Consider the following 14,432-nt stretch of genomic DNA (forward strand, 5'->3'; position numbering starts at 1 on the left):
GCGATTAACGCATAATATTTTCAATACCAAACTGACTACCACCACCCATAGCCCAGCGACCGCGCGCTTTATTGCCAGCCATAGCATATTCGACTGTGCCAAATGATTGACCCGGACCATAACCAATCACCATATAATCGCCACTCATAAACCCAACGCCATTGATTGTCTGATTGGCAACCTGCCATTGAGCCTGAAAGGTATCACCCGTTTTCTGAAGAGTTAACGTGCCGCGATAAACACCGCCATCGGGATTGGTACCCGAAACTTCATACAGGCCCTCCCGCTCGGTTAGGATTTCGGTCCCCATTGCCCCGTTCATACCCGATGCCGTCCAAACTCCTTCGATTTGTCGACCAGCCGTATTCGTTTTATAGATGACAATACCGTAGCCACCACTCACTCCGTAGCCCACAAACAATTTCCCATCGACAAACAGCCCTAAGCCGTTGTAATTACCAGCAGTGGTTCTCCAGTTCACATCGTATGACTTCCCTAAACGATTGATGGTCAGCGAACCATTGTAGGATTTACCATCAGGTAATTCGGCGTGTTCAATGCGCCAAACGCCATCCTGCGCGAAAAGAGTTGGGGCACTAAGCATAAGTGAAAAAGCAAGAGAAAGGACTAGTTTCATGATTGGAGTGACTGACGTTTAATTAGCTGTTTAGCCCCTCTCCTGTTTTAGGAGAGGGGTTGGGGTGAGGAGAACCGCACTTGCCCTCACCCCCGGCCCCTCTCCCAAAACGGGAGAGGGGAGTATGGCTCATTTCCTGTTTGCATGATTACCACTTTGAAGCGGTTTGCTGGAAATCTGCATACCAGAATCGTTCGAATGAGCTGAAAACAGACCGATCAACGAAACCGATTTGGTGGGTGTCGCCACCTGATTTAATTGATTGTATTGCTGTTGGCGCTCCACCAGCTTGTTACCCGCCAGAAACAAAACAAACATAACAGCGTACGGAAATAAGGATTTCATAGTCAGGCTTATCGATCAAAAAGTTGGAAAAATTTAGAGAGCGTACTGTAAGTACGTAATGACTTTGTGGTGCTGTTTGTCAGATCGTCAAGGACTACTTTCCCGTTTTCATTGACTACATATTCGTACATCGTACCCTCATGCGGAAGAACTTTATAGTTCCGAAGGGCAATCAGACACACAAAACCAATCAGGAATAAAAGTCCTGGCAAAAACAGGATGTAGACATTATCGCTGAGTTGTCGCTGGTAGCTGCTGGTCAGATAAACCGTATCTGATTGAGGATTGTAGAGAATTGGTGCGGCCTTTCCTTCCTGCACAGCCGCAAACTCCTCGACCGATATGCCGCCCGTTTGTGTACGCTCTACGGATTTACCAGATTGGTCAACGAAACGTACGTCGAGACTATTCGATGATTTTTTGAGAACAGTCGCCTGCGTTGTTATACCATTTTTCTCTACGGCTTTTAAGTCCCGATAATCGGTGTACCACCAGTAGCAAACAGCGAGTCCGGTGAAGAAACAGAGAGAGAATATGCGAAAGCCCAGCGCATTGTACTTACGAAGGACGAAATAATAGTAGGCTAGATAAAAACACCCAACAGCAAGCAATACAGACGTACCCATAAAAAAAGCAGATTAAGGCGTGTTAACGAAACAAAGCTAACAGGACCTTATCTGCGCAAAAGAAATAGTCTATATCAGGAGAGATTCTGCCGATAAGCGGCAGGTTTTAGTTTATGTATGGAGCTGCCGGAGTGCCAATGTGTATTCCCAGAAGCGAATATCGGAACTACTCTGTGCCTGAAAAATGATCCACAGAATACCGTATAGAATAGCCAATGGAATCAATCCGTTGACAAGAACAGCGATATCCTCGGTCTTGAAAAACTCCGAAATGCAGGCAAATACAAACAGCATTAATGGAATTCCAAACACTGAAAACGCAATGATTACAGGTGGGCTGGGCCGCACATCGAGTGTCACGATTGTCTTGCCATCAATGTGATTATAACTACCCGCAATACTGGGCGCCATGCTCTGTTTCTTAATCCTGCTGCTCGTTTTTCGAACCGAAAAACTATAGGGTGTAAAAGTCCCATAATAGGGTTTCTCGCTGTAGAGCGTAAACCCGGTAATGACGTTATCCCTTAATCGCTGCCCGATCTGGTCAGGAGTTAAATCGGTTTGATAATTGAGATAGCGATACGGTAGAAATGTGCTTGGCATAACCCGAAATAAAGAATTATCAGCTATAATTGGGGCATTGGATTCCCGCTAAAATCGGTGCTGACAACCTTTTTGAACTGTTCCAGTCCATCTCGTGATGTAAGTCGATTATTGGCTATAAATAACCATCCCAAATTGGGGCAACCCAGAAGGGTTTTCAGGTTGGTAATTTGATTGTCTGACACGTCCAGCCGCTCAATCTCAGTAGACTTCAGTTCGCTCATATCCGATAGCCCACAGTTCTTCAGATACAAATGATCTAACTGCGGGAGTTGAGAAAAAAGGGCTAGCTGGTGAACGGGATGGTTCGACAGCATCAGCCCTGTTATATGGCCCTTCTGCACACAAATCTGAAATCCGTTTGTAAGCGAATCTTTTGCCTTTGCCATATTCCAATGCTCCGTAAAAACAGCGTCGGTCATAGTTAAACCAGCATCGTGCGTCAGTTGAGCAAGAACCGCTTTTTCCGTAGGATCAAGTCTCGAAAAACTGTAGTCGTACTGCCCTGGTGTTGTTTTTGGTCCAAATTCCATCAGTAAAACTGTGGCATAAATACCAAGCCCGAACGTACAGAACATCAGCGAAATAATGGCGGTGATTTTGTGGTCGCTAAATCCTTTGAACGCCCACCAGGCAGCTACAATGTACAAAACAGCGCATCCGAAAAATAAAACCATACCAGCCCACTCGGGTATTTTTTTCAGCAATGAATCCGGATCGGTTAGGCCTACAGTGAAGCAGTAGCCTAAAACACCCGTTGTTGCCAGGGCAAGTAATAAACTGCGAATAGCCATGATGAATGACAGTCAAATTAGATCTGAAACCAGAATAAAGTACCTTCTTTCAGCACGTAGACTGATCCATTCGCTGATTGCAGGTAAAAATCGTTCGATAAGCTAAGCGGGTAAATCCACTTAAAATGAGCCGTTTCGGCCCCGAGTTTCAGTTCGTAATAAAACAGAAACTTATCCATTGAACTTCCGCCCAGCAGAAAGTCATTGTGCTGGGCAATGATCCCATCGGTCATCCGAATAGCAGCCTTTTTATCCGTTACAGACTCTCCTTCCGACAACGCAAAACGACCCGTCGATAACGACGAACTGTCCTTCGGCCGACCAACGGTACTGTTGGCATTTACATCAACTGTATGCAGGTTGACGTTGGTCTTTTGGCGAAGAGCTTCGTCTACCGTAAACGCGACCGTTTTTCCGTCCCCTAATTTGGTAAAAATATATAAGGCATTTCCGTCGGGACTTCGATACGCAAAAGACGCTTTACCCGACCGAATTTGCCCCAATGCATACGCTTCGTAGTATGCTTTGTAGCGTTCTGATTCGAAGTTTATTCGATCTTCTTTCGCTTTTAGCATAGCTTCCTGATAGGTTTTGGCGTTTTTTAGGCTATCAACTTGTTGAGCGATTTCCTGCTGTTTGCGGCTAGCCCAAACTTTACTTTCCTGAGCAACGTTCGTCCAATCGCTATCTTTCTGAGAGCTGGGATAATTTCCTTCCCAATAGGTATGCACTTCGTCGATGATGGAAAATGTTTTCACATCAATTCGAAAAAACAGGTTAGAAAACTGCCACATTAGCAAATCGGGCTGGATCAAAGCCAGTTCCGTTTGCTGGATAGTTCGTTCTCCAAATGAGAGCCGACGCAATTCATGACCCATCTGATCAAATTCGACCAGGGTGTGCTCGGCAAACACACCCGTAGACGCAGTTAGAACAATCGCATAAATTTTGGTTTTATCTGCCGAAAAAACGAAGGTATGAATTCTGGTATTCGCTAATGAATCGACCTGGATGTGAGCATTATCTAGTTGGGGCAAAAGAGGTACTTCCGGATACTTATCCCGATAACCAAAACAACTGAACAAGCTCAATACCAAGCCTATATATACCAATCTGGCGAGTTTCATCTCTTACCTTACGGACGACCGCTATCAGAGAAATAAAGCCATGCACCGTAAGCCGCCATACAGGCTATTAACCACCAGCCAATGATGAAAATTGCGGTAATAACCCGGATACAAAGGAACACGATTTTCATAGCGTTAAACGTTTATTTCCCTGTGTCTATGAGGACACAGACACCTGTCCAGTTGGTCAATTTTTGCTGACGCATAGGTGTCTGTGAGGACACAGACACAGGGAATTTTGCAGATAGTCTCTTTGGAAAATCACTAGTTCGACCAGTCAGGAAACTGTGCTTTCAATTTATCATCCAGTTCGTCAGCCCACAGTTCCAGATCGCTGATGCAGGTTGTCAGCTCCTGATAATCCATACCCCGAATATCGCGCTCGTAGGTAGCGAATACTTTATTGGAGTTTGGCATAATGCCTAGTTTCACACCGAGTTTCAGATCGTTCAGTTCAAGCAGATGGCGGTAGAAGTTAAGCAGATTATTGGCCGGAATAGCCATCAGTGGTGAGCAAATGCGTAGGTAATCGCGTCGGCTACCGCTCTGAAACATAATAGTTTCGATGAACACTTCAATCGATGCTGAACCTTTTTTCCAGAGCCAGTTTTTATTGGTCGGATTATAAGTTTGTTCACGAGAGAGCCCAACCGATTCTACATAGCACTGAATCATATTGGTTACGCGGTTGTACTGCTCGTCGTGAGCTGCGTATGGGTTGGCAGGATTTTGCGTTGATTCCATGATGATCTGGTCGATTTAGAAATGATTCGTTTGTGAATTGATGAATCAAAACTACCATCGCCAGACCCTTAAAAAGACACAACTCTATACCGTACGGATTTAGCTTTATAGTTGGCGGAAACGAACTTACAACTGGTCAATTTCTGGCTAGGCTTCGCAAGTAGGCCGCGATAGACAGTGCTTCGCTGGCATCTCCATTATGGCCAACACTTTTCCAGGCTTCTTCAATTAGAAACTCCACATTATGAATGGGTAATGTTAGATCAGCTCCTGATTCAACCAGCATTTTCACTGCCTTATAACTACCTCCATAAGGCAAAACGGCATGGTATAAAGCGGTAAATCCATCTTCGTCGGCTACGTTGACATCGAACCCTTGTTCGATAATCAACTGCATAGTGGCTATATCAAGCTTCCTGGCTGCCACCAACCAGGCACTTTTCCAATGATCTGCGGTTTCCATCAAATCGGGCGGTAAAAATTTCCACAAGGCTTTGTTCAGATCATCCACCCGTCGGGTATGAGGTTGCTTCTCCGGTGTAACCTGTACTTGATTGATGCTGAGATCGTATAGATAGGTCACACCATTCGCTTTATCGACCCAAGAAAAAACAGGAGCTGGGGTAGATCCTGCAAAATGAGCCAGAAACACGTCTTCCGACGGCGCATCAGGATTGTTCATAAACAGCCCGTACCAATCGAAGTTCCGCCAGATAGCCTGTAAAACCCGCAGAGAGAAAATAATACGCTCAGTCGCCATAGTAATGCTCCTACTTTGTAAGACCGGGCATGCTGCTCAGCCCCAATAAAATGGATTTCATTGCTCAGTGAAGTGAAGTTGACCAAAGGGAAGTAAACTACTGATTGATTCGCTGTGAAAGTCGGTGCGCCAGACGGGCTGCTGCGTTTGCGGATCATAGCAAACCCAATAATCATAAAGGAGGTTACCCGGTTGACTGAAATTCGGTGCTTCAAAATGGAGAAGAAACTGGTTATCAGACGTAAAATAAGCACCCTTAATCGTTGACTCCTTGATAAATGGTATGTCTACCTGCTTAATCAGACGACCACTATTGCTATCTACAATACGAATTATGTTATGCGTACCATCCTGATGCCGGGATAAAATTGTCAGCTGGTTACCGATTTCCGAAAGCTGGCCGAATGAGAATGCCCCATTGAGCCGCCAGATTTCCTGTTGTGTAAACGGGTTAAGTCGTCGGACAACCGTTTCGGTACGTTCATAAAATCGGTCATTACAAAGTGGATAGTAAGTTCCTTTGGTAATCCCTCGATAGTGCTCTTTACCCGTTTTTAGCGCGACAATCTGATAGGAATGCCCCTCTCCTATTTTCTGTTCAGGGTTAACAATCAAAACGTTATCGCCCTTAATTATAGGAGCATATTCGATATTCACAATTTGTTTGACAGGAGGCAAAAACCAGCTTGTTTCATTGGTGTCCCAGGTTTTTGCTGTAATGCCAATTTTCCATGAATCATCCACTTTTCCGTTTACGACCACCTGCTGGTAGAGTGGTTTTGTCGTTAGATAGACGTCGTCACTAAATGCCATACCCGTGTATAAACTGGACAGACTGGTTAGGTGAGCCGGAACTGGTGAAATACGGCGACTGATTTTGCCGCTGCGAGGTTCTATAAAATGGACCGCTTCGGTTTTTGCTTCGAATACCAACATATGCCTGCTCGTCTGTCCAATGATCTTGCCGTCAAAAGGTAACTGCCACAGTTTCTGAGCCGTTGTTTGCTCAAACGCACTAATGGCAAAAAGATCCGAAGATTGTTTCTTCGTCCCAATTACTACGGTCGAGTCGGGCGATGACTGGTAGATCAAATCGGTTGGGAATTTCAGCCACAAAGCAATCGCTTTGACTGGCATATTTTCGGCAAAAAGGGTTGTCTTTTCAGCGGCTCGACCTCGCCAAAAGCTCATTACACCGCCCAGTGCGACACAGAATAGCAACGTCCCAACACACACCTTAATCAGCGTTTTCACGATTAGCGAGTAAGAATTTTCGGATAACCCAGTCTTCGGCCATTACCGCAGAAACTTCGCCCAGGCTGTCAACATAGGCTTTTTCAAAATCAGGTTCGGCTTTCAGGAAAATATGAAACCCTTCTCCCTGGAACCAACCGATTTCATACGGTGACGATTGTAGAATCATTTGCCGTTCCGCTTCTGAGAGCCGACGAATTTGGCGTTCCAGTTGCCGTTTCTCCCTATATTTTTTGAAGCACATGGTATTTATACAAGCTAAAATTACCAACTACTACCAGCACCACCACCGCCTGAACTACCTCCACCCCAGCTGCTACTACTCGAATAACTACTTGACGATGAACTACTCCAGGAACTACTACTGCCCGATGACGAATAGGTTGTAGACGAATAATCGCTGGCTGTCCTGCGTTTGCGAACGGCAATCATATACGACGCATCCCGATGATGGCCGCAAGCTTCACACTCGTACTCTTTCACGCCACGACCTTCACGATCCTCAGTCGCTTCTTTTACAGTTCGATTCCTGACTAAATGCATGGCTCTCGAACCACATTTATTACAGCGCTGGTACGTCGTATTCCCAAAATCTTCGTACCCAATGGTCTGCGTAACGTCGTGCGTTTCGTTGCGCCACACGTCGTATTCCATTGTTTTCAATCGTTCTTCTACTTTTTGATGATCCGTCAGAAATTCACCTTTTCGACTTGCCTCTACTTTCGTCAATTCATACCCGTTTGCTGATTGACGAGGGCGGTTTCGTAAGGTTTTCATTGCCTGATCATCCTGACTCCGTAGCCATCCGAACGGAATTGGAAACAGGAGAATATTACCCCAGCCATTCAGTCCGGCCACTTTTTGGCGAACGTATCGTTCGGGTTCAGTCATGGAACCGTACAGTTTCGTAAATGCCTTTTTTCGACGCCGACGGCCATCCCACAAAACCACCCCGATGTAGGTGTACATAATCAGCAGAATTTGCCAGCCCTGCAACGATAATGATTGACGAACCTCCACCACCGCAAAGCCCAGCGCAATCGGCAGAATCACATATAGTAAGAAGATCCATGCCCATCGTCCTTTCGTCTGAGTAATGCTTGTCTGAATCTGAAGCGAAATAGGATTTGAACTTCGCAGAAAAAACGTGATCGTTCGAAGGACTAACAAGGTGGGAATCAGCAGTAGAAAAAAGGCCATTAGCCCCGAGTTAGTCAGAGGTTCATCAGACGTACTGGCACTGTACTTCGACTCGTCATAGACTTCTTTTGCCGCTTCTGGTTCGCTGATCAGTTGAGCAACTTCTTTAACTCCATCAATCAGCGCGCCATCGAAATCGCCCTCTTTCAGTCGCGGAACCATTTTCTCCGTCTGAATTCGGCGGCAAATGGCATCGGGCAGAATCCCTTCTAAACCATAACCCGTTTCCATCTCAAGTCGACGTTGGTCTTTTACCAGGAGTACTAGTAAACCGTTGTTTTTATTCTTGTAGCCCAATTCCCATTTTCGAAAAAGAGCCGTAGCGAAATCTTTGGGAACAGCTTCACCGATGGAATTAACGCAAACAACTGCCACTTGTACCGTAGTCGAATCTTCCAGTTGTCCCAGTATCTGATCAATCCGTTGTACGGCAAAATCCGACAGAATTTTATCCGGATTGCTAACATAATGTGAACTACGACTCTGCTTCGGATTAGGAACCGTTTCAATCGTATATGACTGAGCAACACAGACTGTAATCGATCCGTAAACAAGCAAACAGAGCAGAATTACTTTATGAGTAATAGACTGAATCATAGCGGATTAATTTTTAGCGGTGACACTATGTCCCGAGGAATACGTCCTGTTTTTGTCTTTAGCCTGTAAATAATCGGTTTCTTCAAACGTTGCGGGGTCAGCGTCTTTAACAACTTCATTACTGAAATACACTCGCTGGCTGTCTTTAGCATAGTATTCTCCGATGGAAGCAAACGTAGCCAAATCAACCTCTGCAATTGGACTCCAATACGTATCCCTACCCAGTACCAGCCCCCAGGCACGCTGCTTATCCTTGAAGTGAAACTGTGATACTTTCTGAAAAGAAGCGCCATCGACGCCTTCCAACGGCCTATCGTGAAAGTAAACGTGTCGATGATCACGCGATAAATAGGAGCCATTAAACATCGAAACAAAGGCGAACGTAGCCGGATCAGCCTCCTCCACGATGAACGTACCCTTATATACCTTGTGGCTATCATGTGCGTAGACAATTCCGTACGACGTTATGTGAGTAGGTGTTTCTTCCGGGTCTGGAACAATGTCGAAATGAGGGCCATCGGTGCTGATCAGATTCTCCTGCGAGTATCCATTGTTTTTATCCTTTGCATACGCACCATCCAGATAGGTGAATGTTGCCGGATCAGCGTTTGGAATGATTTGTCCGATATAATAAACATGGTTTTTATCTTTCCCATATTCCGTATTAATCGCTGTGAACGTCTCCGCGTCTGCCGGTTTTACAACCGACCGATTGGCGGGCCAGCCTCGATAAATGACCACCTCGCCATTTTCGATTCGGTAACCTTTTCGTGAACTTTCTCCGCAGCCTTTCAGAAACAGGCTGATGGCGAGTAACCCAACGGATGTGAATAGTTTTTTGAGCAAAGGTTTCATTGTAAATTAATAATGGCGTTGAGGTTGCGTACGCGCTGCGTGTTCCAGCATAGGCTTATCCTGAATTTTACGATCTGTATAGCCAGGACTTTGCGCTGTAGTCTTAGTAGCAGTTTCTAGTTTATCAGACTGAACAGGCTTTGCTTTCGGCTTCATTGATAGGTTTTCTTTCAGGAAATTCAGGTAATAGGTATAGCATTCTGCCGTCTGATACGTCTGCCACATGACGATGAAACTGCCATCTAGTGTTTCTTCGATTCGACAGGGCCGTTCGGTATCGAGCCTAAAAAAACGCCTGAATTTCTGCTTAAATGTGAGTTTCGATAGATCGGCTTTTGCATAAACAACCTGCCTGAATTCGTCGCTTACAACGTTGGGAGCAAAAGAAATGGCCAGAAAATGATTGAAGGTCGTTGTGCGCGTATTTCCAGTGGACACTGTCGATGAGGTCATGCCCTGCCACCAATGAATAGGAACTTCGTCGCCTTTCACTGTCTTGATCTTCGTTTCTGCACAGCTGTAAAATGCGCTGCCAAGCACCTTAGCCACCTCATCAGGGGGCGAGATTGCTTTGTAGATGTGATTATCCGGAAAAAATTTATCGAGTGATTTATCCACTTTCTTACGAAAGACAACTAATAAAGCGATCACCGTCGGGATAAATACAAGGCCTGAAATTGTCCCGCCAAACAGAACCATAATCGTCATCAGGACGATCCAACTGCCTAGCGAAAGCCTGATCGCCAACGTACGCGATGCCCGACGACCAGCCAGATAAACCAGAAAAAATGTTATAGCGTAAGAACCGCCGAAGAAAATACATTTATAAAGTAAGTCCTGATTCATACGAGATTACGTCTATTCGTCCTGGCATCTGCAAGTCAGGATAAAAATAGACCATTCAATGTCAAAGGAATTGGCTGATTGACAAGCGGAGGAAAGCAACCAAAAATCGGTGGCAATAGCTTGGTATGTGGTAGTGCTGGCGAACCCAAGTCAATTTGGATCAGGGGTATGGTTTTACTCTGAAATCAACCACAATCTGTTGATTTCAGAGTAAAAACCTCAAAAGGATTCAATCATTATAACCGCCAACTCGGGCACTGAACCTGCCAAGGTTGCTTCGAGCCGAATTCCAAGAGCGTATACACAAACCAGAAGTGGCATAACGACCCGTAGGTTTAGCTGTAGGCTGATAACTCTGTCAATCCCAGACAGTAAAAAACATATTCTCTATACTTTTCAGACCTGGATCAACTTTCAAAGATGAACCCTTTGGGTTTATTTTTTTGCGCCCTTTTGCAACCGATTGCATAGATCACAGCCCCTTTGTAATGCATTAATAATGAGAATTATAGCTTTCACTTTTCTGCTGTGTATGCTGAGTGTATTTGCTCAGGCACAACTCCGTTTACCCAAATTAATCAGCGATGGCATGGTCTTGCAGCGCGATGCTCCCTTAACGATCTGGGGTTGGGCTAAAGCGGGCGAGAAAATTACGGTTCGCTTTAATCGGAAAAGTTATAAAGCAGTAACCGGATCATCTGGCGAATGGAAAGTGAAGTTGTCGCCAACTCCTGCGGGAGGGCCTTATACGATGGAGATTGCAGGCAATACTCAATTGACTGTAAAGGACATTCTGATGGGCGATGTCTGGTTTTGCAGCGGACAGAGTAATATGGTCCATCAGTTGAATATCCACGATGTGACGTACGCCAACGAAATTGAAAAGGCTAATTATCCGCAAATACGGCAGTTCTGGATTCCCACTCTTACAAATCTTCAAAAACCCCAGCCTGACATCCCCAATGGCCAATGGAAAGCCGCTGTTGGTGCCGATGTCCGGCCATTTTCGGCAGTAGCCTATTTCTTTGCCAGGAAAATTCATGAGAAATATAAAATACCCGTTGGTATCATCAACGCCAGCGTAGGGGGTACACCAATTGAAGCCTGGACAAGTGAAGACGGTCTGGCCGATTTTTCAGATCTAAAAGTGACTATCGAAAAGAACAAAGACACGACCTACATCAATAGCCTCACCCGACGACCACCTGCTTCAGCACCACCTGCCGATTTAGGCATGACAGGATCGACAAAGTGGTATGATGTTTCGTATACGCCCAAAGGCTGGCGACCGATCAACATTCCTGGCTATTGGGAAGATCAGGGAATAAAAGATCTCAATGGTGTAGTATGGTACCGAAAAGAAATTAACGTACCGGCTTCTATGTCAGGCAAACCGGCTCGTGTTTTTCTGGGTAGAATTGTGGATGCAGATGAATTGTATATCAACGGCAAATCGGTTGGAAGAACAACCTATATGTATCCGCAACGTCGGTATAACGTGTCGGCGGACGTGCTGAAAGCAGGAAAGAATATCTTTGTCGTACGGGTCACGAACAATTCGGGTAAAGGTGGTTTCGTACCCGACAAGCCCTATTGCCTTTTTGCTGGTGCCGATACCGTTGACCTAAAAGGGACCTGGCAGTATAAGGTAGGCACAGTATACAAGCCAGTGCCAGCCGGAACAGGAAGCAGTGGAATCAATATTCAGTATCAGCCTACGGCGTTGTACAATGCGATGGTTGCTCCCGCCATCCAGTGTGCTATCAAAGGATTTTGTTGGTATCAGGGAGAGGCTAACGCTGGTCGCCCACAGGAATACACCAAGTTACAACGGGCTTTGATCGAAGATTGGCGACGCCGTTGGCAACAAGAGCAGCTTCCCTTTCTGTATGTACAGCTTCCGGGCTTTATGGATTATAACTACTTGCCTTCGGAAAGCAATTGGGCACTCATGCGGGAAGCGCAACTCAACGCTTTATCGGTGCCGAACACAGCCATGGCCGTAGCCATTGACCTGGGTGAATGGAACGATATTCACCCCGATAATAAAAAAGACGTTGGCGAACGATTGGCTCTCGCAGCTCTCAAATTAGCTTACCATGAAAATCTGGATCATTCTGGCCCTTTGTATCAATCGTCGGCCATTGATGGAAACAAGATTGTGATCAGTTTTTCAAATGTCGGTAGTGGATTGATTACAAACGATGGAGAAGAGGTGAGTGAGTTTGCCATTGCGGGTAATGATAAAAAATTCGTATGGGCCAAGGTGAAAATAGAGGGTAATAAAGTCGTAGTGTGGAGTGATGAAGTACCGTCACCCAAATACGTACGCTATGCCTGGGCTGATAATCCCGTCAATCCTAATCTGTATAATAAAGAAGGATTACCCGCATCTCCGTTTCGAACCGATAACGAATCGTTATAAACCTTTACTTCTATGCAAACAGGTATAATTGTGGGACTGTTGCTTGGTCTCTCTTACTGGTCGAGCGCTCAACAGGCCGTCATAGACAGCAGCAAATACCCTCCGCTCAAAACAATAACGGCCATTCAGGATCAGGCCAATATGATGCAACAGGTAGGGATTAAGAGATTACGGCCCGGCCCAAGTGGGAACGAAGCTGATCCAAATCATGCCAATTATGATGAAGCGACGGCTGATCCCTGCCCACAATTGCCAGATGCACTCACATCTAAAAACGGGAAAAAAGTAACGACTGCCGATCAATGGTGGAAAGTGCGACGGCCCGAACTTATTGACGATTTCGAACGAGAGATGTACGGTCGGATACCGGCCAATGTTCCTAAAGTTACCTGGACAACGAAAGTCACGGATAACGAAGTGGTGGGCCGTATTCCGGTACTGGCCCGGCACATGATTGGCCGGGTTGACAATAGCGACTATCCGCTGATTAGTGTGAATATCAATATGGTATTGGTATTGCCACAGAACGTAAAAGGGCCGGTTCCAGTCATGATTATGTTCGGTTTCCTGCCACCTGCGCTGCCTGCTCCTGCTCAGCCATCGCTGGCCGATATGGAAAAAATCAATACGGCTTTCAAGGAAATGATGATCAAGAATAACCCAGAGCTGAAAGCAATTTTCGACAAGTATCCGGCCTACTCACCCATCACTCGATTACCCGGACCGAATTTCTTTGCGCCAGCGCCCAACGGTGATTCCCCACCAACGGAACAATTGTTGGCGGCTGGCTGGGGATACTGTTCACTGGAAACCAGCAGTATACAGGCCGATAATGGTGCGGGTTTAACCCGAGGAATTATTGGTTTAGTGAACAAAGGTCAGCCGCGCAAACCCGACGATTGGGGAGCGTTACGTGCCTGGGGTTGGGGGGCTTCACGAGTGCTGGATTATTTAGAAACTGATCCGCTGGTTAACGCCAAACAGGTTGGGATTGAAGGTGTTTCCCGCTACGGCAAAGCAGCACTGGTAGCAATGGCCTTCGATCAACGATTTGCGGTGGGGCTCATTGGCTCATCGGGCAAAGGAGGTGTTACACTCCACCGCCGGGTTTTCGGAGAAGCTGTCGAAAGTCTGGCCAGCAGCGGAGAGTATCACTGGCTGGCAGGGAATTACTTAAAATATGCAGCTGCCGAGTCGACTATGGGCAATAAAACGGGTTGTGATCTTCCAATTGATTCACACGAATTGGTAGCCCTTTGTGCACCGAGGCCCGTTTTTATCAGCTATGGGATTCCGGAAAAAGGGGATGCCAAATGGCTAGATCAAACCGGCAGTTACAAAGCTACCGTAGCGGCTGGTGCTGTTTATCGGTTATTGGGAGCACGAGATTTAGGGATCAGCAACGATTATGTGAAAGAAGTAATGCCGCCTGTACTAACGGGTTTGATGGATGGCGATCTTGCCTGGCGGCAACACAACGGCGGTCATACGGACGCTCCTAATTTTCAGTATTTTATACCTTGGGCAAACAAAGAACTGAACTACGAAAAAGCGCCTAAATAAACGTCCAACATTAACAGAATCGATCCGTAAGAAACCTACCGTTGATCAACGGTAGG

General features: G+C 45.9%; 16 protein-coding genes. 2 read left to right on the forward strand and 14 right to left on the reverse strand.

What is annotated here, in order from left to right; translation table 11 throughout:
• Positions 1-4: 4 nt before the first annotated feature.
• The 14 genes from ACYVE4_RS15815 to ACYVE4_RS15880 all read right to left on the reverse strand — a co-directional run bounded on the left by ACYVE4_RS15815 (position 5) and on the right by ACYVE4_RS15880 (position 10,388).
• Positions 5-637: a hypothetical protein gene (locus ACYVE4_RS15815; protein ID WP_461041130.1), complete on the reverse strand. Its 633-nt coding sequence runs from the start codon at positions 635-637 to the stop codon at positions 5-7.
• A 129-nt stretch (positions 638-766) separates the two neighbouring features.
• The gene (locus tag ACYVE4_RS15820; RefSeq protein WP_461041131.1) at positions 767-982 is read right to left on the reverse strand and encodes a hypothetical protein; all 216 of its coding nucleotides are present in this window, start codon (positions 980-982) and stop codon (positions 767-769) included.
• Between the two features lie 8 nt (positions 983-990).
• On the reverse strand, positions 991-1,608 hold the full coding sequence (locus ACYVE4_RS15825; protein ID WP_461041132.1) for a hypothetical protein: 618 nt from the start codon (positions 1,606-1,608) through the stop codon (positions 991-993).
• A gap of 111 nt (positions 1,609-1,719) precedes the next feature.
• Positions 1,720-2,211, reverse strand: coding sequence for a hypothetical protein (locus ACYVE4_RS15830; protein WP_461041133.1), 492 nt, complete (start codon positions 2,209-2,211; stop codon positions 1,720-1,722).
• A 23-nt stretch (positions 2,212-2,234) separates the two neighbouring features.
• Positions 2,235-3,005 carry a leucine-rich repeat domain-containing protein gene (locus ACYVE4_RS15835; RefSeq protein ID WP_461041134.1) on the reverse strand — a complete coding sequence of 257 codons (771 nt, stop codon included), beginning with the start codon at positions 3,003-3,005 and terminating at the stop codon, positions 2,235-2,237.
• Between the two features lie 17 nt (positions 3,006-3,022).
• Positions 3,023-4,132 (reverse strand): hypothetical protein, encoded by a 1,110-nt coding sequence (locus tag ACYVE4_RS15840; protein ID WP_461041135.1) that lies wholly within the window; start codon positions 4,130-4,132, stop codon positions 3,023-3,025.
• Positions 4,133-4,140: 8 nt separating this feature from the next.
• Entirely contained in the window at positions 4,141-4,263 is a 123-nt protein-coding gene (locus ACYVE4_RS15845; protein WP_461041136.1) for a hypothetical protein, read from the reverse strand.
• A 133-nt stretch (positions 4,264-4,396) separates the two neighbouring features.
• Positions 4,397-4,876 carry a hypothetical protein gene (locus ACYVE4_RS15850; RefSeq protein ID WP_461041137.1) on the reverse strand — a complete coding sequence of 160 codons (480 nt, stop codon included), beginning with the start codon at positions 4,874-4,876 and terminating at the stop codon, positions 4,397-4,399.
• 136 nt (positions 4,877-5,012) lie between these two features.
• Entirely contained in the window at positions 5,013-5,636 is a 624-nt protein-coding gene (locus ACYVE4_RS15855; protein WP_461041138.1) for an ankyrin repeat domain-containing protein, read from the reverse strand.
• A gap of 57 nt (positions 5,637-5,693) precedes the next feature.
• Entirely contained in the window at positions 5,694-6,890 is a 1,197-nt protein-coding gene (locus ACYVE4_RS15860; protein WP_461041139.1) for a hypothetical protein, read from the reverse strand.
• A complete protein-coding gene (locus ACYVE4_RS15865) occupies positions 6,874-7,134 on the reverse strand; it encodes a hypothetical protein (RefSeq protein WP_461041140.1) in 261 nt (86 codons plus the stop codon). Before ACYVE4_RS15865 ends, ACYVE4_RS15860 begins: the two co-directional genes overlap by 17 nt.
• 20 nt (positions 7,135-7,154) lie before the next feature.
• Entirely contained in the window at positions 7,155-8,687 is a 1,533-nt protein-coding gene (locus tag ACYVE4_RS15870) for a TPM domain-containing protein (RefSeq protein ID WP_461041141.1), read from the reverse strand.
• A 6-nt stretch (positions 8,688-8,693) separates the two neighbouring features.
• Entirely contained in the window at positions 8,694-9,542 is an 849-nt protein-coding gene (locus ACYVE4_RS15875; protein ID WP_461041142.1) for a DKNYY domain-containing protein, read from the reverse strand.
• Positions 9,543-9,548: 6 nt separating this feature from the next.
• Positions 9,549-10,388, reverse strand: coding sequence for a hypothetical protein (locus tag ACYVE4_RS15880; protein WP_461041143.1), 840 nt, complete (start codon positions 10,386-10,388; stop codon positions 9,549-9,551).
• Between the two features lie 499 nt (positions 10,389-10,887).
• Between ACYVE4_RS15880 and ACYVE4_RS15885 the strand changes: the two genes are divergently transcribed.
• Together ACYVE4_RS15885 and ACYVE4_RS15890 are read left to right on the forward strand one after the other, a co-directional pair.
• The gene (locus tag ACYVE4_RS15885) at positions 10,888-12,813 is read left to right on the forward strand and encodes a sialate O-acetylesterase (protein ID WP_461041144.1); all 1,926 of its coding nucleotides are present in this window, start codon (positions 10,888-10,890) and stop codon (positions 12,811-12,813) included.
• A 12-nt stretch (positions 12,814-12,825) separates the two neighbouring features.
• Positions 12,826-14,376 carry a glucuronyl esterase domain-containing protein gene (locus ACYVE4_RS15890; protein WP_461041145.1) on the forward strand — a complete coding sequence of 517 codons (1,551 nt, stop codon included), beginning with the start codon at positions 12,826-12,828 and terminating at the stop codon, positions 14,374-14,376.
• Positions 14,377-14,432 lie beyond the last annotated feature (56 nt).

Source organism: Spirosoma harenae (assembly GCF_054776975.1).